18 protein-coding genes are annotated in these 21,267 nt (G+C 54.0%); 11 read left to right on the top strand and 7 right to left on the bottom strand.

Going from position 1 to position 21,267, the window contains the following annotated elements:
- The first annotated feature begins 30 nt into the window (after positions 1 to 30).
- From Q0S71_RS11135 to Q0S71_RS11145, 4 genes are all read left to right on the top strand, one after another.
- Positions 31 to 2,463 (top strand): ATP-binding protein, encoded by a 2,433-nt coding sequence (locus Q0S71_RS11135; protein ID WP_295994992.1) that lies wholly within the window; start codon positions 31 to 33, stop codon positions 2,461 to 2,463.
- Positions 2,464 to 2,524: 61 nt separating this feature from the next.
- Complete coding sequence (locus Q0S71_RS11140; protein WP_295994994.1) at positions 2,525 to 4,378, top strand: hypothetical protein; 1,854 nt, start codon at positions 2,525 to 2,527, stop codon at positions 4,376 to 4,378.
- A 1,308-nt stretch (positions 4,379 to 5,686) separates the two neighbouring features.
- On the top strand, positions 5,687 to 6,064 hold the full coding sequence (locus Q0S71_RS27385) for an RNA 2'-phosphotransferase (RefSeq protein ID WP_367185293.1): 378 nt from the start codon (positions 5,687 to 5,689) through the stop codon (positions 6,062 to 6,064).
- Positions 6,061 to 6,573 carry an HAD domain-containing protein gene (locus Q0S71_RS11145; RefSeq protein WP_295994997.1) on the top strand — a complete coding sequence of 171 codons (513 nt, stop codon included), beginning with the start codon at positions 6,061 to 6,063 and terminating at the stop codon, positions 6,571 to 6,573. Before Q0S71_RS27385 ends, Q0S71_RS11145 begins: the two co-directional genes overlap by 4 nt.
- A 412-nt stretch (positions 6,574 to 6,985) precedes the next feature.
- Here the strand turns inward: Q0S71_RS11145 and Q0S71_RS11150 are convergent, their stop codons facing one another.
- The 5 genes from Q0S71_RS11150 to Q0S71_RS11170 form a co-directional block, all read right to left on the bottom strand.
- Positions 6,986 to 10,132 (bottom strand): efflux RND transporter permease subunit, encoded by a 3,147-nt coding sequence (locus tag Q0S71_RS11150; protein ID WP_295994999.1) that lies wholly within the window; start codon positions 10,130 to 10,132, stop codon positions 6,986 to 6,988.
- On the bottom strand, positions 10,129 to 11,637 hold the full coding sequence (locus tag Q0S71_RS11155; RefSeq protein ID WP_295995002.1) for an efflux RND transporter periplasmic adaptor subunit: 1,509 nt from the start codon (positions 11,635 to 11,637) through the stop codon (positions 10,129 to 10,131). The genes Q0S71_RS11150 and Q0S71_RS11155 overlap by 4 nt, the downstream gene beginning before the upstream one ends.
- Entirely contained in the window at positions 11,634 to 12,950 is a 1,317-nt protein-coding gene (locus tag Q0S71_RS11160) for a TolC family protein (protein ID WP_295995005.1), read from the bottom strand. The genes Q0S71_RS11155 and Q0S71_RS11160 overlap by 4 nt, the downstream gene beginning before the upstream one ends.
- Positions 12,951 to 13,020: 70 nt before the next feature.
- Complete coding sequence (locus tag Q0S71_RS11165) at positions 13,021 to 13,401, bottom strand: hypothetical protein (protein ID WP_295995008.1); 381 nt, start codon at positions 13,399 to 13,401, stop codon at positions 13,021 to 13,023.
- Between the two features lie 114 nt (positions 13,402 to 13,515).
- Entirely contained in the window at positions 13,516 to 14,568 is a 1,053-nt protein-coding gene (locus Q0S71_RS11170) for a DMT family transporter (protein WP_295995011.1), read from the bottom strand.
- Positions 14,569 to 14,688: 120 nt separating this feature from the next.
- On the opposite strand from Q0S71_RS11170, the gene Q0S71_RS11175 reads away from it, so the two are divergent.
- Positions 14,689 to 15,321: a DUF305 domain-containing protein gene (locus tag Q0S71_RS11175; RefSeq protein WP_295995013.1), complete on the top strand. Its 633-nt coding sequence runs from the start codon at positions 14,689 to 14,691 to the stop codon at positions 15,319 to 15,321.
- 42 nt (positions 15,322 to 15,363) lie between these two features.
- Here the strand turns inward: Q0S71_RS11175 and Q0S71_RS11180 are convergent, their stop codons facing one another.
- Both Q0S71_RS11180 and Q0S71_RS11185 read right to left on the bottom strand, forming a co-directional pair.
- The gene (locus Q0S71_RS11180; RefSeq protein ID WP_295995015.1) at positions 15,364 to 15,792 is read right to left on the bottom strand and encodes a nuclear transport factor 2 family protein; all 429 of its coding nucleotides are present in this window, start codon (positions 15,790 to 15,792) and stop codon (positions 15,364 to 15,366) included.
- 177 nt (positions 15,793 to 15,969) lie between these two features.
- Complete coding sequence (locus tag Q0S71_RS11185; protein WP_295995017.1) at positions 15,970 to 16,215, bottom strand: hypothetical protein; 246 nt, start codon at positions 16,213 to 16,215, stop codon at positions 15,970 to 15,972.
- Positions 16,216 to 16,481: 266 nt separating this feature from the next.
- On the opposite strand from Q0S71_RS11185, the gene Q0S71_RS11190 reads away from it, so the two are divergent.
- From Q0S71_RS11190 to Q0S71_RS11215, 6 genes are read left to right on the top strand one after another with little or no spacing between them, the layout of a single operon-like run.
- Complete coding sequence (locus Q0S71_RS11190; protein WP_295995021.1) at positions 16,482 to 16,826, top strand: hypothetical protein; 345 nt, start codon at positions 16,482 to 16,484, stop codon at positions 16,824 to 16,826.
- Entirely contained in the window at positions 16,826 to 18,199 is a 1,374-nt protein-coding gene (locus Q0S71_RS11195) for a TolC family protein (RefSeq protein ID WP_295995023.1), read from the top strand. Before Q0S71_RS11190 ends, Q0S71_RS11195 begins: the two co-directional genes overlap by 1 nt.
- On the top strand, positions 18,196 to 19,587 hold the full coding sequence (locus Q0S71_RS11200; RefSeq protein WP_295995025.1) for a copper oxidase: 1,392 nt from the start codon (positions 18,196 to 18,198) through the stop codon (positions 19,585 to 19,587). Before Q0S71_RS11195 ends, Q0S71_RS11200 begins: the two co-directional genes overlap by 4 nt.
- Positions 19,588 to 19,615: 28 nt before the next feature.
- Positions 19,616 to 19,945 (top strand): copper-binding protein, encoded by a 330-nt coding sequence (locus tag Q0S71_RS11205; RefSeq protein WP_295995028.1) that lies wholly within the window; start codon positions 19,616 to 19,618, stop codon positions 19,943 to 19,945.
- A 22-nt stretch (positions 19,946 to 19,967) separates the two neighbouring features.
- Positions 19,968 to 20,336, top strand: a complete 369-nt coding sequence (gene copC / locus Q0S71_RS11210; protein ID WP_295995031.1) for a copper homeostasis periplasmic binding protein CopC — start codon at positions 19,968 to 19,970, stop codon at positions 20,334 to 20,336.
- A complete protein-coding gene (locus Q0S71_RS11215; protein ID WP_295995034.1) occupies positions 20,337 to 21,236 on the top strand; it encodes a CopD family protein in 900 nt (299 codons plus the stop codon).
- The last annotated feature ends 31 nt before the right edge of the window (positions 21,237 to 21,267 follow it).

The following is a 21,267-nucleotide window of genomic DNA, read 5'->3' on the forward strand; positions in this document are numbered from 1 at the left end:
GTGGTACCTCGCTAATTAGAACGGGTTAATATGGCATTCGAATTCAAAGCACGAGTTTTACTCGAACTAGGAGCAGAGCTAATCAGCTCCGACGCGGTTGCAATTTATGAGCTGGTCAAAAACTCGCTGGACGCAGATGCCACTATCGTGCGGATTAGTGTTGACATTGCTATGCAGTATTCGACGTGGCAGCAGTTGACAGATTTGTTGCATGGGCAGATACATCTGCGAGACCTATCCAAACCCGGCGATTTTTCGATTGAAGAGTTCAACAACGAAATTTCCATGCACCTCGACCCGTCGGCCGCGGCGCCATCAATTGAATGCTTCAAGGCGGCTTACGGGCAGCCAAAATCGTTTGAAGAGGCGATTTTCAATCTGTCCTTAGCGTATGAGAAATCGAACAAGATTTCTGTCCAAGACAATGGTCGCGGGATGTCGTTCGCAGAACTGAAATCAAACTATTTGACAGTCGGCACGCCGGAGAGATTAAAGGCGAAACAAGATGCCATCGCCTTGACTCTCGGATCGACTCCACGTCTTCAATATACAAAGACAGATGCCAAACTGCCACTGGGCGAAAAAGGTATTGGGCGCTTATCCGCCATGCGAATCGGTCATTGCATAACCGTGCAGTCTAAGGGACTTAACGAAAATAATTGGAACTTTCTTGAGCTCGACTGGCGACCTGCGTTTAATGATCCTACCTTAAACGCGGATGCGCCTGAGCTGGACTTCCAACCTCGCGCTGCAACTTGCGCTTCAACTGACGTGGACAAAACGGGTACCAGCATCTTTATTTCTGACTTGCAGTCAGACTGGTCGCGCGAAAAAATTCAACGGATTGCCAACAGCGATTTGGCGAAATTAGCGGACCCTTTCGCAAAGGCAAGAGCTAACAAATTTATGGAAGTGGTCTACCAAGGCACTTCTATTTCCGTGCCAACACTGGACCCTGAGCCTCTTGGTCACGCTGATGCGATCGTTGAAGCCACGTTTAGATATGAAGCTAACGGTGCACCGAAACTCGCGGTACACATCAATTACCTCACACACAAGAAGGAAAGGACTCTCCACATTGAAGGTGATCATCTTCGGGCTTGCGTTCGTGAGGAAATGGGCACGAAGAAGAATGCAAAGCCGAAGTTTCAAGTTGATGGCGAAATTGTAGCCCGCGCATTGGAGCACCTTGGCCCATGGGATCTAAAGTTTTATTGGTTCAACCGCGGAAGAATTCAACGCAACCAGCGTGAGATCTATGACACTCAGGTTAAAGGCTTCTTGGAACAGTGGGCCGGTGGATTCCTTGTGTATCGTGATGGGTATCGGGTTTACCCCTATGGTGAACGAAAAGACGATTGGCTCGACTTGGACCGTAAGGCGTTGGCGTCGAGTGCATATAAGTTGAATCGAGCCCAGATCGTAGGATATCTCCGGTTTTCGTCAATTGCGAATCCGATGTTACTTGATCAGACGAACCGAGAAGGGTTCCGAGACTCAACTGATAAGGAGGCGCTTCGTCGGCTGCTTAGGTGCATTACTGCCGGCTTCGTCCGACAATTTCTTGAAGAGGTTGATCGGGACGTTGAGCAACCGATTGAAGAGGTAAAACTGCTCGTTAGTGAGCGGATTTCGACCTCAAAGGGGTTGGCAATTGAGAGTTTGAAACGTATTCAAAGCGGAGCTCCCTCGGAATCCAAAAATGTCGCAACTGTAATGCATCACTTGGAAGAGGTCAGCGATGCGTGGGAGCGCGCGAAATTACGGATCGAGAGCTTTGACAAAGAGATTGAGGGTTTTATTCATTTGGCTGGCGTTGGGCTAATGCTCGAATTCATAGCGCATGAGTTAGCGAGAGTCACGCAGGACACCCTAAGGGCAGTTGTATCAGGAAAAATGTCGCCACAAGCGGTAGAAGCCCAACTGAAGACGCTCGAAAAGCGACTTCGCATATTGGATGAACTCAGCATTCCTGGTCGTCAAATTCGTCAGCAAAACAGCATCTTAGAAATTGCCCAACTTCTCGTAGACTTCCATCAATCGAAGGCCGCCCGAATGGGAATTCAACTGACGATAGCGCCACTGTTTGAGAAGTCACCGTGGCAAGAAAGAGTCGAGAAGGGACAAGTTCTTCAGATCTTGGACAACCTTCTGAGTAATGCTTTTTATTGGCTCGACAATAGATTAGATCGATCAGTTACTGGCACAATACACGTCGAACTCGATAAGTCTAGACGTGAAGTTCGGGTGACAGACAATGGTCCTGGCATTCCAGATGAGCGCGCCGAGGCAATTTTCGAGAAGTTCATGACTACGAAGCCACCACGGGAGGGGCGCGGTCTCGGCCTATATATAGCACGGCGATTGGCTGAGGAAAATGATGCGACTTTGGAACTGGCTCCTGCAGATAGCGATGGCATGGCGCGCACGTTCGTACTTGCCTTCGGAAAAAAAACCGACTAGTCGGGAAATTGCAGATGCCTCTGCAACGTGTGGATCTGAAGTTCAGAGAAAAGAGGAAAACTTGTCGCTCATTATTGCAAAAGCAGTCGTTATCGACGATGCGTTTGGCCCACCCGCTTCAGGCGCTATCACTTCTTTAGAAAAAGATGATTGGGGTGACTTCGTCGCGAAAGACTCAAATGCATTGAGTTCGCTACGTGCCGCATTTGGTGATCTTGTTGATCTATCTGACGACGAAATGATTGTGCGACTCAGTGGGGAACCGGCCAACCTGCGCAAACTGTGGATCAGCTACAAAAAGAAGGAGCTAGTTGACGCCCAGCTCGGTCGCCTTTTTGACATGGCGAATCAAGCTCTAATAGCAAAGGCAGATAAGGCGAACACAGTGGTTGACGTGCTAAGCGGTCTGATAGGCGCTCAAAATGTGTCATATTTCGACAGTTACGAGGACGCAGCCGGAGCGCTCGCGAGTGCTGACCTGGCAGTTGTCGATTTTTATCTCGATAACAACGACGACGAGGCGACAGCTTTGCAGCGGATCGCAGATGCTGCGCCCGTTCTGATGAAGCCGAAACTCTTGTTCTTTATGTCGTCTGTCGCCTCCCTTGATCTTCAAAAAAAGGTCCGTGGCAAAATTAATCTTCGAACGGCCTTTTTCGATGTAATGCGGAAAAGCGAAATTACGGCAGACTTTCTAAAAGCGAAGGTTGAAGCGAGACGAAGTTCGTACGAGAGCAACCTCGCACTAGAATCGATAATTGATGAGGCGTTGAAGTCTACGAAACAAGCCGTGGAAGAGTTTCAAATAGCCTGTCAAGAATTGGAAGTGCATGATCTGCGGCTATTAGACCTCACTCGTCTGGACGCTGAGAACGAGTCACTTCAAGAATATTTGACGTGGCTCTTTTCCGAAGCTCTCGCTGCTAAAGCACGCCGTCTTGCCTTACCTAAAATTATTCAAAAGTCCATCGCACCGCAGTCCATCGGTTTTTCCGGCCAGGTAGAGCAAGGGCAGATTCTTTTCGACTTGTACTCTGAAGTCGTTTTCGCGCCGCCAATAGCTCAAGGAAAACCTATTCGCTTTGGCGAATTGCTTCGTACTGAAGGCGAAGACGAGAGATTTCTTCTTGTTCTTACCCCGGCTTGTGATCTTCAACGTTGTGAGCCGACGAAGATGGTGCTGTGCACAACAGCGACCTGCACCGCATACAGTAGTCCGAAATCCTTGGCAAAAGACAAGCTTTTCGGAAAACAGGCCGACGGTCGATTGTGTCATCTGTTCACAGAACGAAAGAATCCGGAAACTCCCGACTTCATACTTCTTGATTGGCAAGTGGAGAGCGTCGAGACACATACAGTAAGGGACTTATTAGGGCCCAATTACGAACGAGTTGGTGTCATGAATGAACTTTTCGCTCATGAAGTTAAAGAAGAAGTACTCCGAGCTATTGGGCGTGTTGGAACTCAAATCGATCCGCCCCCTCCGTTGGCGCTACGGGCAAGTATTCGCTGGAAGAAAAAGGATGGGGCAGACGATGCGGCAGTCACGGCTAGAATGCCAACCAACGCTTTCGCCGCAGCGATCCTTACCTACTCTGAACAGAAAGAAAAGCCAAAAAAAGTACCTACGGTCATTCTTTCGGATAATTTTCGCCAATGGGTAAAAGATACGGTGACGGCTTCGTTTGAGGGGCAGGAGATTCCGGCGAAGCTGACGAACGCGCTAACGTCCGTGCAGAACGGTATTCAGTTTAAATTGAGCAAAACTACGTTCACGTGCAATGAAAACGGCTTGATCATAAAAGTGCTGGAGCCCGGTGAAGACCCAGCCCCCGATCCAAAAGCGTGGCTTGAAATCACGCTTGTTGGCGGAGAGGAAGCTATCCAAGCTCCCGCTGAGGCCTTTGCGGCATGAGGTGAGAAATGAGAATAGTAGGCCTTCGGTACCGAAGGCCTAACCTCAAGGTTTCGAACTTCAATGCCCTGTCTCCCACTTTAATGGCAGGGAACAAGCGTCGTGCCCATACATTATTGGCAGAAAACAACAGAACATTTCCGACCAACTTTATTCGGGCCCGACCAACTTTATTTGCTCTTGTGCGGTAAGAGAACAAAAGCGCTTCGCGAAAGTGCTTCGCGCCTCACAGGATTCAAATCTAAGTTATTGATATTCATAAAGAATTCTGTTATTTTCGGGAAGATTTTTTCCCTGGAAGATTAGGTCAAAACACCCCCTGCATTTTGGACGAGAATCATTTTGCACGTCCCAGACGGCAAAAGCGCTTCGTCCCAGTGCTGGCGGCCGCTCCTGCCCGGCACCACCCCTGTTTGCTCCCGGCGTGGCGAAGTAGGGCTCGAGATGGCGTGCTTTAGCGCCTCAGCCCAATTTCGTACATCCACGATTGCACTTCCCCAACCCACCATCTCAGCATATTGTTCTTAGGCAGATGCATCTTCGGTGGCGCTTTCTCCTGAGCGTTCTTCAGGTCTTTTCGTAGGGTACGAACACATTGACCGAGAACTTCAGCCAACTCATCAATATCCAAATATTTCGTCAATTGCAAGGCCTTAGATTTTTACACGCGGGAATACAAATATTCCCATCGGCATGATTGGGTATTAAACCGCCGGTTAAACTCGCACCTTCTTACCTCGATGTCACTCGCAGAGCGGTGCGCTCTGCTGCAAGGCGCGTCCTCCGCCCGCATCGACGTCTCCATCAAGGGGAATGCACTGTCACCTCCAAGGCCACGAAGCGCGCTCCGACCGAGTCCGTCGTGAAGGCGACTTGGCCCGTCTATGCGGCGTTCATCCATCTTCGCTAAACGGCGCCGGCGCCACGTTCGAAGACTGCCGGGAGGCTAAAGCCAAGTCGCCGCTGCGGCCGCAACCCAGTATTGCAGAGCCCGTTCGGATGCGGCGCACGGGCACTCGACTGCCTCACGCAAAGCCGCCACGCGCGCCAAATCCGGGGCGACGCGCTTGAGCTCACCCTGCAGCATGCACGTTTAGTTAATGAGCCCGTCGATGTCAGGTCTAGTTCTTGTGGTCAGCGCTGGTTCGCGCGTGGAGGCAGCGCAGCAAATTTAAGATTTTCGCTTGCTACACTAAAATACAGCAACGCTATTGGGGTATTAATTTCGATAGTTTTAATGGATTTCTTGGCAGTTCTCGACTAAGCTTACCTAGGAGCTTTCGCATCGGGAAGACGAGATGGTGCCATATGTCAATACTTGAACAAAACAGCAAGCTTTTAGCGCGTTGGTTCCGACACCGGCCCGACGCGATTAGCTTGAAACTGGATAGTAAGGGATGGGCTGTCATTTCAGAGTCGCCGGGGAAGGCTCGTTTAGCGGGCGCGCCCATCACCCATCACAAACTGATGCAGGTGGTGGCTGATAATGACAAGCAACGATTTTCTATCGGCTCCGAGAGGTTGCGCGGTCAGGTCGTTCAAGGGCATTCCGTCGATGAACTATGTAATATTTCTGTCGTGTTGCGAACGTTTAATAGGCGCCCGCGCCTTCCGTTGGCCAAGGGCGTTGCTTTTGCAATTCGACGCTTTTGTTGCCTTACTAAAGCACGGAGATGTAACAGATGAGTAGTGCTGAAGAGCCGCCTCGGGCGCCGCTCTGGGTCTGCTATTGCGACTACGATGGTGTGGCGCATGACGACGAGGTGTATTGGTCACCTAAGAAGGGCATCCATATGCGCACGCCAGGACGAACACTATTTGAATGGCTTCCTTTTTTGGAAGAGCTCTTGGCCCCGTATCCGGACGTCAAAATTGTGCTGAGTACATCTTGGGTGAGGGTGAAAAGTTTCGGATTCGCAAAGAGCCAGCTGACGCCGGCGTTGCAATCGAGAGTTATAGGCGCGACATTTCACAGCAGAGCGACTCAGAAGTTTCAATTTGACAATATGTCTCGCGGTAGCCAGGTCTGGGCAGACGTTGAGCGCCGCAAGCCGGAACGGTGGTTCGCGATTGACAATGATGAGCGCGGGTGGCCGGACTGGTGCCGAGACCAACTCATTAAGACTGACGACCATCTAGGACTTAGCGACCCTCGAGTGCAGGACTCAATTCGCAAGCTCTTAGCTTCGTTTTGAAGTTCTGTTCTCCCCGATACGAGTCATGGCCGCCTAGAGAAACGCGTCAATAGCTACCATCGCCATTGGTGGCCTAATCACCTCCACCATCTTGACGCTGTTTGTCCTGCCGGCATAACTGGCATTGTGTTACGTCGCCGTAAATCCAAGGGTGCAGAGATGCCCGCACCTTCTTAAGGAATTTGAGATGACGACTCCTTCGTGGCAACAGCGATGTATGGTCGCGGCTTACCGACAATTCTACCGTCGTTGACTATGGGCCTTGCGTTGGTGCGCGGCGTTCCAAGCACATAGGGGCCGGTTATATCCAGCTGCTGTTCCTTTCTGGTGATGCGGCTTTAAAATTAGCCGTTAGGAGCCTCCAGATGTGGAGGCTCCGACGACTTTAGCTACCGTTCGCTTTGCACATAAATTAGACCGCTTTCTGTTTCTTGCGAAGTTTCCACTTTTGAAGAATCTGCCACGCGGAAGGGATGACGAAGAGGGATAGAAGTGGTGCGGTAATCATCCCGCCTACCATGGGGGCCGCGATGCGGGCGATTGCCTCAGAGCCGGCACCGTGCCCAAACAACATCGGAAGCAATCCAGCTAGAATAACCGCGACTGTCATAGCCTTCGGCCGCACGCGCTGAACCGCGCCTTCCCGTATAGCTTCCAGAATCAGCTCTTGCGTCAAAGGTTTACCCGCGGCGAGTCGAGCGTCCAATGCGTTGCGCAAGTAGACCATCATCACGACGCCGAATTCCGCAGCTAGTCCGGCCAGCGCGATGAAGCCGACAGCAGTGGCCACCGATACCGCGTGTCCGAGCAACCAGATGAACCAGAACCCGCCAATGAGCGCGAAGGGAACGGTCACCATCAAAAGCGCTGCTTCTGCGGTGGATTTAAATGCGAGGTATAGAAGCATGAAGATGACCAGCAGAGTCAATGGCACCACTGTCTTCAGCTTGGCGGTCGCGCGCTCTAGGTATTCGAATTGCCCCGACCAGCCTATCGAGTAGCCCGGCGGTAGTTTGACATCGTGCTCAACCCGCGCCTGCATCGCCCGTACAGCCGTCAAGAGGTCGGTGCCCCGAACATCGACATAGACCCATCCGGACAATCGGGCGTTTTCACTGCGAATCATGGGCGGTCCGTCGTTGACCGCAATGCCCGCGACATCGTTTAGGCGTATCTGAGCCCCGCGTTCGGTCACAATCGGCAGCTCCCTCAATGACTGGACCGAGTCGCGGTAGTCCTGCGGGTAGCGAACATTGATAGGAAAACGCTGGCGACCATCCACAACCTCACCTACTGTCTCTCCGCCGATAGCAGACGATACAACCGACTGGATATCGGCCACCGCGAGACCGTACCGTGAGGCCCGTGCACGGTCAATACTGACGTCGATATAACGTCCGCCACTGAGGCGTTCGGCCAATGCGGAAGTGACACCCGGCACGGTCTTTACCGCTGCTTCAATCTGCGTGGTGATTTTGTCGATTTGTTCCAGACTTGCGCCGGAAACCTTTACCCCTACAGGGGTCTTAATTCCCGTGGACAGCATATCAATACGATTGCGGATTGGTGGCACCCATACGTTCGATAGGCCCGGCACCTTGACCACTTGGTCAAGTTCATCGATGAGCTTGGTCGGCGTCATCCCTGCGCGCCACCGGTCGCGTGGTTTAAACTGGATTGTGGTCTCGAACATTTCCAGGGGCGCTGGGTCTGTTGCTGATTCCGCGCGGCCAGCCTTGCCGAAGACTGTCGCTACTTCCGGGACCGTTTTGATGAGCCGGTCGGTTTGCTGCAGCAGTTCGCCAGCCTTTGCAGCTGAGAGTCCGGGCAGGGCCGAAGGCATGTACAGCAAGTCGCCTTCATTCAACGGTGGAAGGAATTCGCCACCTAACCGTGAGATGGGTATGGCCGTCAGAATCAGAGCAACTACCGCGATGCCGATGGTCCAAATTGGATTCTTCAGGCTGGTTTCAAGCAGCGGCCGATAGGCCCCAATCAGAATGCGATTAATCGGGTTGGAAGCCTCACTTGGTATCCGGCCACGGATAAGGTATCCCATCAAAACCGGAATCAACGTAATTGCTAAGCAAGCTGCGGCAGCTAAGGTATAGGTCTTCGTGTACGCCAGCGGCGCAAAAAGCTTGCCCTCTTGGGCCTCCAGCCCGAACACGGGGATGAACGACAATGTAACGATGAGGAGTGAAAAGAACAGCGCGGGGCCGACCTCAATGGACGCCTTCGCAATCAACGCCCATCGCTCTTCACTGGTCATCGGGCGTCCTGGGTGCTCGTAAGCATAAGCCTCAAGATGCTTGTGCGCGTTTTCGATAAGCACGAGCGCGGCGTCTGTTGCCGCGCCCACTGCAATTGCAATCCCGCCCAGCGACATGATGTTCGCGTTAACACCCTGGTAACGCATGATGATGAAAGCGACGAGCACCCCCAGCGGCAAGGATACTATCGCGACAAGCGCACTACGGATGTGAAACAAGAAGATGGCGCACACGATAGCGACGACTACAAATTCCTCAATGAGCTTGTTGCGTAGATTCTCGACCGACGCCGATATCAGCTTCGAGCGGTCATAGGTTGTTACGATTTCGACGCCGTTTGGCAACGATGCCTTGAGCGATTCCAATTTTGTCTTGACGGCGTTGATGGTCTCCAGCGCATTTTTACCTGAGCGCATGATGACTACGCCGCCGGCGACCTCACCTTCGCCGTCAAGTTCGGCGATGCCACGACGCATTTCGGGGCCGAGTCGGATGGTGGCGACGTCGCGTAGAAGTACAGGCGTCCCCGCATCGCTAGCGCTGAGCAGGATATTTTTGAAGTCTTCCAGCGAACGCAAATAACCGTGCGAGCGAACCATGTATTCGGTCTCGGCCATCTCAACGACGGACCCGCCAGATTCCTGGTTCGCCTTCGTGACTGCATCGAGCACTTTTGCATGCGACATGCCCAGTGCGCGCAGCTTGTCCGGGTCTAGGACGATTTGGTACTGACGGACCATCCCGCCGATGCTGGCGATTTCCGCGACATCAGGGACGGTCTTCAATTCGAATTTGAGGAACCAGTCATTGAGTGCGCGCAGTTGGCCAAGGTCGTTGTGGCCGGTGCGGTCAACCAGCGCATATTCAAACACCCAGCCGACGCCGGTGCCGTCTGGACCCAGTTCGGCACGCACGCCTTGCGGCAAGCGGCTCTGCACCTGGTTGATGTACTCAACGACGCGCGAGCGCGCCCAATACAAGTCGGTCGAATCGTCAAAAAGCACGTAGACGAAAGAGTCTCCGAAGAATGAGTAGCCGCGGACCGTCTTTGCGCCTGGCACGGACAGCAGTGCAGTCGTGAGCGGATACGTGACTTGGTCCTCGACGACCTGAGGGGCTTTGCCCGGATACTGAGCCCGGATAATCACTTGGGTGTCCGACAAGTCTGGCAAAGCGTCTAGGGACGTCTTCTGCAGCGATATGACACCCCATCCAGCTATCAGTACGGCGGCAATCAGAACCCAAATTCGGTTGGCTATGGACTCGCGAATTATTCGAGCTATCATTTCTTAGCTCCGCCGGTCAACTTCACGTTCTCTAGCATGTAGCCATCCTTGCCGTCTCTGAACGAGAATTCCACGCTCTGGCCTGGCTTTATATCTGAAAACGCATCTGGTCGAGGCTTCTTGAAGTCCATCGTCATAGCGCCCCACTGAAGCTCCGGAATCGGCTGGTGTGACAACGTGAGCGCGTCTGAAGTCACTTTCTCAACTTTCGCTGTGCCGTGAAGTACCGGCCCTGAGTCCATCGATTTACTTAAGGTAGGTTTCGATTCTGAGGCGTTCGCGAACTTCGGCAGGATGCCCTTCAAACTCGCTTCTGAATCAATCAGGAACTGTCCGGATGCGACGACTTTCTGACCTTCGCTGAGGCCGCTTGTGATTTCGGTATCACCAGAATTTTCTAGGCCGAGCGTCACGACAACGGGGCGCATGCTGTTGTTTGGGCCTGCGACAAGCACCACCGAGCGTTTGCCGCTGGTGATGATGGCTTCTGAAGGAACGACCAGGCGCGATACCGGCGTTGCTGCCGTCAACTGAATTCGCATCAGCTGCCCTGGAAGCAGGCTGCCATCTTTGTTGTCCAATTCAAGGCGGGCCTGGACGGTGCGCGTGGCCGTGCTTACACCAGGCAGTATTTCCCGCACGTGCCCAGTGTATTTGCGAAGTGGGTCAGAGGACGATGTGGCACTCACCGCCATGCCCGCGCGCGCACTATTGACTAGCGCCTCTGGAACCTCGGCTAGCAGCCACACCTTGCTCGTGCCGGAGACTTTAGCGACGGACATTCCTGGCGAAACCATTGCACCGTCACGAACTCCCAACTCGGAAACAACGCCGCTCACCGGAGACGTAAGCGTCAAATGGTTTTGCGCTTTGCCGGTCCGTTCGGCTTGTGCAACAAGCGCTTCAGGAATCGACATTGCTCGCATGCGCTGTCTCGCTGCATTCGCCAGTGGCTCATTGCCGCTTTGCTTCAAGGCGAGGTACTCTTCTTGAGGAGCTATCCAATCGGGAACAAACATTGACGCTATCGGCTCACCTCGTTTGACGCGCTGCATTGGCGAGCGAGTGTAGAGGTGGTCAATGTAGCCTGTGACTCGGCTTTGAACGACCTCGGCGATGCTTTCATCAAATTGCGTTGTGCCGACCAGTTCAAGCGTGTCTTTGCTCTCGATACGCCGGACCTCCGCCAAACGGATACCTAAATTTTGTTGCAGCGACGGTGAGATTTTTACCCCCGCATCCTCGCCGGCGTCGGCGTACACAGGAACGAGCTGCATGTCCATGAATGGACTCTTACCTGGCTTGTCGAACTTGGTCGCGGGCACCATAGGGTCATGCCAGTAAAGCACCTTCTTCCCAGATTTCGGGGCGGCACTGGCGTTGTCGGTTTTCTCCACTCCTTCGGATTTTGACTTCTCATGCGAGCCCGCCAAATAGCCGCCGAAAGCAAGAGCTGCCCCGGCAATGAGCAAAGCAATCGCCTTTTTTGTGAACGCTGGCTTCATTGTTCGCTCCCAGCTGCGTTTGGCATGTCGTGTGGGATGACGTGCAGTTCGAGCTTCGCCCAAGTCGTTGCCGCCGCTTTTTCCAACTCATTTATTTGCAGCTGTTTCTCTAGCAAGGTCCGCTTCGCCTTGAACACCGCCGTTAAAGTGCCGCCATTGGACCGATAGGCTGCGACGGCCAATGCAACCTGCTCGCTTGCGGGCGGAAGCAGGTCTGACTTCAATTGGGCGATACGCTCTTTTAGGCTATCGAGGTCTGCTGAAAGCATTTGGATTTGGGCCTGTTGCTCTAGCACAGCGTCTTCATATCGCAGGCGAGCTTTCGTTCCCATTGCTGATTTTTCGGCGACGTCACGGTCTTGTCGCTGGGCGCGGTTGACGGCGAGAGGGATGCTGATGCCGAAAGAAATCATGTTGGAATATTGGCTGCCGCGTTGGGCGAATCCTGCCTCGAATGACCAATCTGGGTTGCGCTCTTTCGCGGCAACAGTCGTATCGGCGTCCGCCAGAGTGACGGCACGACGTGCGTTAAGGACCATTGGGTGGTACTTTTCCAAGTCTGCTACCGCAACATCGGCAACGTGCTTGGTCATCGGAGGTGAGGCGTCTGCGACCAGCTGCACGGGTATTCGTAGCCAGCGCGAAAGCCCGATGCGCGCTGATTTGAGTTCTTGCTCGACTTTTCGCGTGTCGTCTTTTCCCTGAGCTAATTCCAGCTGTGCCTGAAGCACGTCGCTTGCCGCGGCTTTTGCTCCCCGGTGGGCTGCTTGTGCCGCGCCGAGGTCCTCGCCCATCTCTTTCTCGATAAGCCTGTATAAGGCAGCTGCTCGCTGCGTGAATAGAACGGCTATCCAGGCCTTCCCAGCCTCTTCGCGGACCTTGGCTACATTCTCAAGGTATGTGCCTTCCTCGGCCTCTACGGCGCGTTTAGACTGCTCCAGGCGTGCATTTCGTTTGTCGGAGGAGACCCATTGCTGTTCGATGCCGATACGACGCATGGTCATGAAGTCGGCCGTTGTACTGAATTTGTCTCGTCCCGTAACTGGGAGATTGTCCAGCCCGACTTTGAGTGTGGGGTCTGGCAATTGGTCAGCCTTCGCGGAAGCTTCCGTGCTGGCGACGACGGAAGCCTGGGCCGCCTTGTTTGATGCCGACGCGGTCGTTGCTATTTGAAGTGCTTGGTTCAACGTCAAGCCCGTTGCCTGGGCGTGGGCGAGGACAGGAATGAGCGTACACGCAAGGATAGACGCCATGCGATTTGCGAGACGCAAACGCTCAGTTGCAAATGAATGCGTTTTGAATTTTGAAGACATAGAACCCCCATGAATGAAGACGAACGCCGACTACGGCAATAAGCCGGCCGGCGAAACCATTGGGGGTAAATCAGATTCTGAAGCGCTGCGTCTGAACGTAAGGAGGGTCGGTACTTGGCAGGGTCACCGTGTTATCAAAAAAGGCTTCGACATCGCGGGGGATGAAGAGCGCCGGTACGGGGAAAACGAACGCTACCGAGATGGCGGCCAATTCTGGTGGCGTACCCAAGTGGTCGGAAGAGGCTTTCGCGCCGGACTTGTATTCTCCACAATGAACTGGATTCTCTTTATCCATGCCTGCGCATGGCATTCCCTCCATCATGCGTGCTTGTGCAGGGCTTGTCGTTAGTTGAGGACAGACGTAAGCAGCCATCGCCAGTCCCGAGTTCATGATGGTCATGACAAGGAACAGTGCAACCAAACGGAAAAATGAGGGGAAAGTGCGACGCATGAGGGACTGCTTCTATGATTGTGCGAATTGTAGTTATGCGTTTTGGTCAGCCAATGGTACCAGACCTTACAAATTTCCCGATGCAAGACTTTCTTTATTTTTTCCACTAAGAATTCAGTGGGGATGGCGGTGATGGATGTCTGGGTAATGGACGTGGGCGTGCGTCTGTGGCGAATGCCTGTGTGGATGTGCGTGCGCTGACTTTCCATCCCACGGAAAGTCATGTTCATGCCGATGATGTTCGTCGTGAGAGTGCTGATGGGCGTGCTCCATTTCCTCGTGCGCGTGCTCGTGGCCATGGCTTTCAGTGAGATGCAGCCAAATGCCAGCGCCCATCAGAGCCGCAGCGAGCCAGAACCCAGCGGCCGGTGTCTCGCCCAGCAGCATCAATGAAACCACTGCTCCAACGAAGGGAGCCGCTGAAAAATACGCTCCAGTTCGGGCTGTCCCCAAATTCCGAAGGGCCAAAACAAACAACACCAAGCTGAGGCCATATCCACAGAATCCAACTATTCCCGCTAGCACGGCGGTCGTCAGCGAGGGCAAAGCGAGGCCGAGCGAGGCGCCGATGGTGAGATTCACTGCCCCGGCGACCAAACCTTTTGTCGCTGCGATTTGCACGGCATCACTGGCCGACACCTTCCGAGTAAGGTTGTTGTCGATGCCCCAGCAGAGGCACGCACCAACGATTGCGAACGCGCCCCAAGGAAGTCCCGCAGCGGGTACTTGGTCCCATGTCAGTGCGATACCTCCCGCTACGATGAGCAGCATTCCGACAAATATGCGGCGGTCAAAGTTTTCCTTGAATACAAACCAGGCAAGGAGCGAGGTCAAGACTCCTTCCATATTCAGGAGCAAGGAAGCATACGAGGCTGGAGTCAAGGTTAGGCCAAGCATGAGGAGCGCGGGGCCGGCGACCCCGCCAAACAGCGTCGCTCCGGCCAACCATGGCACGTCACGGGACGTGATTCGGTCGCTGGACGCTTTCATGTCTTTCGCCGTCAGGGCACGAATTGCGAACCAGATTGACAGCCCAATCCCACTGCCGAGATACAACAGACCAGCAAGCTCAAGTGGCGCGACTTGGCCGACCAGCAACTTGGCAAAGGGAGTGCTGGCACCGAACGTGATGGCAGCTAGAAGCGCGTAGCTAACACCTTTCTTCATTTGAACTCTTTCGTTAGTCGAGACCGTGATTGTATCCCCAACGCGCGCCGCCGAATCGGCCGTTGCGGTAGCTTCTCCCTACGACTACTTCGTTGTATGGAACACGTACAGAGAGAAATTATGAAAAATTACGTAATGGCAATTTCACTGGGATGCTTAGTTTGTTCAACTGCGGTTTTTGCGCAAGAAAAAGCGGGGATGAAGCCCGGCGCGTCGATGCCGATGAGTTCCGCAAGCGGGGGCATGGAAGATTCGAGCATGATGAGCTCAAAAGGCGCCTCACAGGCACCCTACGACCTGCAGTTCTTGGACACCATGGCAATGCATCACCAAAGCGCGGTGGATATGGCCAAATTGGCCGACGACCGTTCTGAGCAGGCTGAACTGAAAGCCATGGCAAAGAAGATGATATCTGACCAACAGGGCGAAATATCGCAATTGAAGGCATGGCGGGACCAGTGGTATTCGGGTAAGAGCCCGGCAATGAACATGGAAATGCCTGGCATGATGGGTTCCATGAAGGGCATGTCGATGGCTAAACTCGCAGCAAGCAAGGGCAAGGAGTTTGACGCGATGTTTTTGGACATGATGATTAAACACCATGCCGGCGCCGTCAAAATGGCGAAATCGGCGGAAACGAAAGCTCAGCACCAAGAGGTAAAGGACATGGCAAAAAAGATGGTATCGGCCCAGCAGGATGAAATCGCGCAGATGAAGAAATGGAAGGCTCAGTGGAAGCTTGCTGTCAGCTGAGGCGCTGCTTAAAGCCCGTCGATATGTTGTCGGAGATGTCAATCACTTGGATTTACGGGACGACCAGTGGATGTGAACGATGACCCACTTCTCACCCTGCTTTTCGAGAAGTGCGGTTTCCGTCCCGAATAGGTGAACATTGCTGCCCTTGTACTTTCCTGTCGTTTCAGTCTCTTGCATTACTACTGCGAGTTTGCCGTCGATGCGTTCGCTTTGCTTGAGCACCTTATTCTTCGTGAATTTCGCGAACTCGACATCGGACTTGAGATGGTGGCCGGTGTACTCTTCGCGGGAGCGTTCGACATAGCCCGATTCGTAAATTTGAATTTCGGGGCTCAGCAGTTCACTCGCTTGCCCAGATTTTCCAGCGGCGAGCGCCTCATGGAACTCTGCTAGCGTCTCCGATGGAGTTGCTGCGAAAAGAGGCGCGCTGACGGCCGACAAGACGAGTAGGGAAATTGGCAGGCGCATCACGTCTCCAGAAATTGTTGTTGAAATATTGAGTCTGTGCAATTTAAGCGGTGATGAGTACTTCCTGCAAGGTCAATGCGCAACTTGTTGCTGCCTGGCGAATTCGCTTGACCTTCCTCCCGTGGGAAGGTGTAGGCTAATCAAACTTGGCTTTCTTCGAACGTCTAAGGTACTATTTCAAGGCTCATGAACATATTTGTCCGTTACCTGCTCTGGATTCTGATTGCAGCCCTCCCGTTGCAAGGGGGAGCCGTTGCTTTCATGTCGTGCGGTTCGGGTTCTGGACAAACTCAATCGTCGTCGCATCACGAGGACGAGAATGCCACCGATGTCCACGCTGACACTCATCACGAGGACGAAACCGCCATTGCGGTCCACCTTGACGCTCATCACGAGCATTGCGACGACGGTGATTCTGTCCACGCGGGCAGTCCGCATGGAAAATGTAGCCATTGCGCGAGCTGCTGTATCGGTGCCGCTGCGCCCCCAGCCATCCCTTCTGAAGTGTTTCCGACTAACTTCACCACGTTCGCCACTGCAGCAGTCGAACCTTCGATGACTGCTTACATACCCGCCACTCTCGAGCGTCCGCCTCGTCGCCACTCCTAAATATCACTGAACTAGCGGTCTAGCGACCGCAACACCTTGGGCAAATTCGCCTAGGTGCCAGTACATTTTTTAGGACAATCATGAACCGCTTTCGTCTACTGCTTCTGGCAGTGGCTGGCGCGCCTATGGTCATCTATGCACAGCCCGTTCGTGTATCGACGGCTGTGACAGATGCCAGCGCCGCAGTGCCGCCGCCAAAATATCAATCTGCTTTCGCGGATTACAAGCCTTCCGTCGACTCTCCGGTGTCGCCCGACAAATTATGGATTCAGGCAAATCAAGAGGTTTCTGGTGAGCCTGAGCACGGCGCGCATGGAGGTTCTTCCATGCAGATGACACCTACGCCGTCGGACTCGGCTAAGCCGGCTTCAGCCCCCGTTGTTGACCCGCACAAAGGGCACGACATGAAAAAGAAAGGTCAATAATGTCCCGACTTCAAATGCCAAAGGCTGCGCGAGTTGCGGTCGGCCTCTCTGCCATTTTCCTTGCCGGATGCTCGACTCTGTCGGCCGACGGCGGGCTAAATGACGTCTCGTCCCTCACCCAAAGCCGAATCGGCCAAACGGCGAACTTCAAGAAGGATAGCGGCGACAAAAGTGCTGAAGTTCAGGCGTTGCTGGACAAGCCTCTGACCGCTGAATCGGCAGTCCAAATTGCGTTACTCAATAACTCAGCCTTGAAAGCATCATTTGCCGAGTTGGGCGTTGCTGAAGCCGACTTCGTCCAGGCGGGCCGTATGCGCAATCCCAGCTTTAGCTTCGGCCGTGTCAAAGGTGGCGGCGATGCGGAAATCGACCGCAGTGTTATGTTCGACATCGCGGGATTGCTGACCCTGCCTACCCGCAAACGCATTGAGCAGGGACGCTTTGAGCAAGCGAAACTGCAGGCTGCCTCGCAAGCCACTCAGCTGGCGGCCGACACGCGCCGTGCGTATTTCATGGCAGTCGCAGCGGCCCAGTCTGCAGCCTTCGCTGAGCAAGTCCGCGGTGCCGCTGAGGCTTCCTCACAGCTGGCCGAAAGCATGGCCAAGGTGGGTAACTGGAGCAAGCTCGACCAAGCTCGAGAGAGGGCCTTTTACCAGGACGCAGTGACGCAGTTGGCAAGGACAAAGCACGAAGCAATCGCCAGTAGGGAACAGCTCATTCGACTGCTGGGCCTCTGGGGCGCGCAGCAAAATTTCTCATTGCCCGACCGATTGCCTGACTTGCCTTCTCAACCCAAGGAGATAAACGATGCTGAAGCACAGGCGCTGTCGCAGCGGTTGGATGTTCTTGCAGCACGACGGGACACTGAGGCAACAGCATCGGCGCTGGGTCTGACAAAGGCGACGGCGTTTATCAATGTCTTCGATACCGGCTATGCAAACAAGAGTACCACCGGCCTACCGCGCGAGAACGGGTACCAGGTGTCTCTTGAACTGCCTATTTTCGATTGGGGTGGTGCCAAGGTAGCTCGCGCAGAGGCGCAGTACATGCAGTCCGTACACCGGACCACTGATGTCGCAGTTCGGGCTCGTTCGGAAGTTCGGGAAGCCTACTCCTCTTACCGCACCACCTACGACATCGCGCGCCACTATCGTGATGACGTCGTCCCTTTGCGCAAGAAGATTTCCGACGAGGTTCTCCTTCGCTACAACGGGATGCTCGCTAGCGTATTCGAGCTACTGGCCGACTCGCGCGAGCAGCTCATGAGTGTGAATACCGCTATTGAAACTCAACGCGATTTTTGGATAGCTGAGACCAAACTGAAATCCGCCATCAGCGGTGGAAGCAATAACGATACAAGGACCATGCCATGATTTCACGTAGAGATTTTTTCAAAGGCGCTGGCGCGGTCGCAGTAAGCGCAGCAGCGGTCAGCAAGGCTGGAGCAGCATCGCTGCCGGAGGCGATGTTGATGAACAACGCGAATACACAGGTGCCGCCGCTGCCGCCGAATGGGCGACCATTTAATCCGGTGGTGACACTCAACGGCTGGTCGCTTCCATGGCGTATGAACAGTGGCGTAAAGGAGTTCCACCTGGTAGCCGAGCCAGTGGTTCGCGAACTTGCACCTGGCATGAAGGCCAATCTTTGGGGCTACAACGGCCAGTCGCCAGGGCCGACCATCGAAGTGGTGGAAGGCGACCGCGTCCGCATATTCGTCACAAACAAACTACCAGAGCACACAAGTGTGCATTGGCATGGCCAACGCCTACCCAACGGAATGGACGGCGTTACCGGTCTTACGCAACCTGGCATCGCTCCAGGTAAAACCTTTGTGTACGAGTTCGTTGCGAAGCGCCCAGGTACGTTCATGTACCACCCACACGCTGACGAGATGGCGCAGATGGCAATGGGAATGATGGGCTTTTGGGTAACGCACCCGAAGGACCCGTCGCTCCACGCGGTCGACCGTGATTTCGTCTTCCTGTTGAACGCGTATGACGTCGCCCCTGGCAGCTATACGCCGAAAATCAACACGATGCTGGACTTCAATCTGTGGACCTTCAACAGTCGGGTCTTCCCAGGTATCGACTCGATGCCCGTACGCCAAGGTGACAAGGTGCGCATCCGCGTCGGCAACCTGACAATGACGAACCACCCGATTCATGTGCACGGTCACGAGTTCTTCGTCACCGGCACTGATGGCGGATGGACGCCACCCGCATCTCGTTGGCCAGAGGTGACCACCGACATTGCGGTCGGCCAGATGCGCGCCATCGAATTTGTCGCTACTGACTTAGGCGATTGGGCCTTCCACTGCCACAAGTCCCATCACACGATGAACGCGATGGGACACGATGTTCCAACAATGATAGGCGTGGACCAGCGAGGCGTGGCAGAAAAGATTAACAAGATTGTGCCGGATTATATGAGCATGGGGGACAAAGGCGGTTCGATGGGAGGAATGGAAATGCCGATACCCGAGAACACCTTGCCGATGATGTCGGGGGATGGCCCCTTTGGCGGCGTTGAAATGGGCGGCATGTTCACCGTGCTAAAGGTTCGCAAGGACCAAAAGCGCGGCGACTATTCGGACCCTGGCTGGTACAAGCATCCAGCTGGCACTTTGGCGTACGAGTGGACAGGCAATTTGCCTGAGCCTGAACGCAGCACGAGCGCCGGCGGTCAATCGATGCCAGCAATGAATATGCCAAACGTCGAGATGACGGTTCGAAAACCGTCCGGACATGGCGAGCACTAATTTTCTATTTCATCTGAGAGGAAGCATCATGAAACATCTGCAAAAAGTTATCTTCGCCGTCTCCATCGGTTTCTCGTTCGCCGCTGTGGGGCCCATCGCCTACGCACAGGAGGCGTCTGCTTCTGTCAATCAAGCAGCAATGAGCGAAGGCGAAATCAAGAAGGTCGACAAGGACGCCGGCAAACTCACCATCAAACATGGTGAATTGAAAAACTTGGGTATGCCCGGGATGACGATGGCGTTCAAAGTTCAAGACCCTGCCATGCTCGATAAAGTAAAGCAGGGAGATAAAGTTCGCTTCGTGGCGGACAAAGTCGGTGGCGCGCTTACGGTCACATCAATCGAAGCAGCAAAGTAATTTCAACAAGGAGAACTGAAAAATGAAAGCACTGCACAACGTAATTTTCGCGACCGCCGTGGTTGCTGCGACGCTGGCTAGCCCTTTTGCTTCGGCACACGCAACACTGAAAAGTTCGAATCCAGAAGCTGGCGCCACGCTGGCTGCGGCGCCGAAGGAGATATCGCTGACTTTTAACGAGAAGATTGAAGAGGCATTTAGCACCATTACTTTGGCAGATAGTCAGGGTAAGGAAGTCGCTGCGGAGAAGGCGAAAGTTGACGCTGCTGACCCAGCTGTTTTGCGCCTTGTAGCCCCAGTGCTATCGCCTGGCTCATACACCGTCACATGGGCCGTTGCCGGACACGATGGTCACCGCCGCAAGGGTGACTTTAAATTTACGGTGAAATAAATGGATGCAGTCTCGTTGCTACAGATAGGCTCGGCATTTTTGCTTAACGTCAGCTTTGCCTGGCTTGTCGGGTCGTGGTTCGCACGCTACTGGATACAGTCCAATGGCACTGACCGTGACGAATGTGAGCCGGCGCTTCGAAAGCTCGACTTACTAGCTTCGGGACTGGGTGCGGTTTGTAGCGCGGTAGCGCTGCTGGCCGCAACTGCGGTTATGGGTGGGGTTGGCCTCCGCGAGGCTTGCCCGATGTTCTGGATGATGGTATCTAGTACGGACTATGGGCACGCGGGCTCCATCGCCACCTTGGCAATGATTGTCGTGTTTAGCGTTCGGTCACTTGGAAGTGTTAGTCACGTCAGCGACCTTGTAGTGGCGATGACCTTAACCGCATTCGCGGTGACTCGCGCATCTATGGGACATGCTGGCGAAGAAGGCTTTTGGACGCTAACACTCGCAGCCGAGGCCGTGCATTTTTCTGCCATTGGACTCTGGACTGGTGCGGTTCTGGTTTCGGCTTGGTTCACGTTGAATAAGGCGCGGGTTGCCACCTTTGAAATTGGTGCCTCCGACCGATACCTGGACCTGATGTCGCGAGCCGCGATGGTCGCGGTCATTGCAATTGCGGCCACTGGCATCTTCAGCGCTTGGCACAGAGTAGGCACTTCGGACAATCTATTTCATACCTCCTTTGGCGTGACCTTGCTCGTAAAAGTAGCCCTGGTTTTGGCTGCCGTTGCCGTGGGTGGTTATAACAAATTCATCGGCTTGCCTACCGCAAGTCGGTCTCATAGCGGCGTTAGGCTGGTTCGTGCGGCACTTCAGTTTGAGAGCGTTCTTTTGCTTGGTGCCCTTCTTGCGGCGGCGATTTTGACTTCTCAACAGCCACCGTCAGCGATGTAGCGAAAGTTCAGCATCCAGATTGAGGGTGCAG

Source organism: Rugamonas sp., from assembly GCF_025354735.1.
Taxonomy (GTDB): Bacteria; Pseudomonadota; Gammaproteobacteria; order Burkholderiales; family Burkholderiaceae_D; genus Rugamonas.

What these genes read in the sequence shown, in the direction of transcription:
- Q0S71_RS27385 (WP_367185293.1), top strand. Translation starts at nt 5,687, where the DNA reads ATGTCAATACTTGAACAAAACAGCAAGCTTTTAGCGCGTTGGTTCCGA.
- Q0S71_RS11155 (WP_295995002.1), bottom strand. Translation starts at nt 11,637, where the DNA reads ATGAAGCCAGCGTTCACAAAAAAGGCGATTGCTTTGCTCATTGCCGGG.
- copC (WP_295995031.1), top strand. Translation starts at nt 19,968, where the DNA reads ATGAAAGCACTGCACAACGTAATTTTCGCGACCGCCGTGGTTGCTGCG.
- Q0S71_RS11135 (WP_295994992.1), top strand. Translation starts at nt 31, where the DNA reads ATGGCATTCGAATTCAAAGCACGAGTTTTACTCGAACTAGGAGCAGAG.
- Q0S71_RS11180 (WP_295995015.1), bottom strand. Translation starts at nt 15,792, where the DNA reads ATGCGCCTGCCAATTTCCCTACTCGTCTTGTCGGCCGTCAGCGCGCCT.
- Q0S71_RS11165 (WP_295995008.1), bottom strand. Translation starts at nt 13,401, where the DNA reads ATGCGTCGCACTTTCCCCTCATTTTTCCGTTTGGTTGCACTGTTCCTT.
- Q0S71_RS11190 (WP_295995021.1), top strand. Translation starts at nt 16,482, where the DNA reads ATGAACCGCTTTCGTCTACTGCTTCTGGCAGTGGCTGGCGCGCCTATG.
- Q0S71_RS11145 (WP_295994997.1), top strand. Translation starts at nt 6,061, where the DNA reads ATGAGTAGTGCTGAAGAGCCGCCTCGGGCGCCGCTCTGGGTCTGCTAT.
- Q0S71_RS11150 (WP_295994999.1), bottom strand. Translation starts at nt 10,132, where the DNA reads ATGATAGCTCGAATAATTCGCGAGTCCATAGCCAACCGAATTTGGGTT.
- Q0S71_RS11170 (WP_295995011.1), bottom strand. Translation starts at nt 14,568, where the DNA reads ATGAAGAAAGGTGTTAGCTACGCGCTTCTAGCTGCCATCACGTTCGGT.
- Q0S71_RS11200 (WP_295995025.1), top strand. Translation starts at nt 18,196, where the DNA reads ATGATTTCACGTAGAGATTTTTTCAAAGGCGCTGGCGCGGTCGCAGTA.
- Q0S71_RS11160 (WP_295995005.1), bottom strand. Translation starts at nt 12,950, where the DNA reads ATGTCTTCAAAATTCAAAACGCATTCATTTGCAACTGAGCGTTTGCGT.
- Q0S71_RS11205 (WP_295995028.1), top strand. Translation starts at nt 19,616, where the DNA reads ATGAAACATCTGCAAAAAGTTATCTTCGCCGTCTCCATCGGTTTCTCG.
- Q0S71_RS11215 (WP_295995034.1), top strand. Translation starts at nt 20,337, where the DNA reads ATGGATGCAGTCTCGTTGCTACAGATAGGCTCGGCATTTTTGCTTAAC.
- Q0S71_RS11175 (WP_295995013.1), top strand. Translation starts at nt 14,689, where the DNA reads ATGAAAAATTACGTAATGGCAATTTCACTGGGATGCTTAGTTTGTTCA.
- Q0S71_RS11195 (WP_295995023.1), top strand. Translation starts at nt 16,826, where the DNA reads ATGTCCCGACTTCAAATGCCAAAGGCTGCGCGAGTTGCGGTCGGCCTC.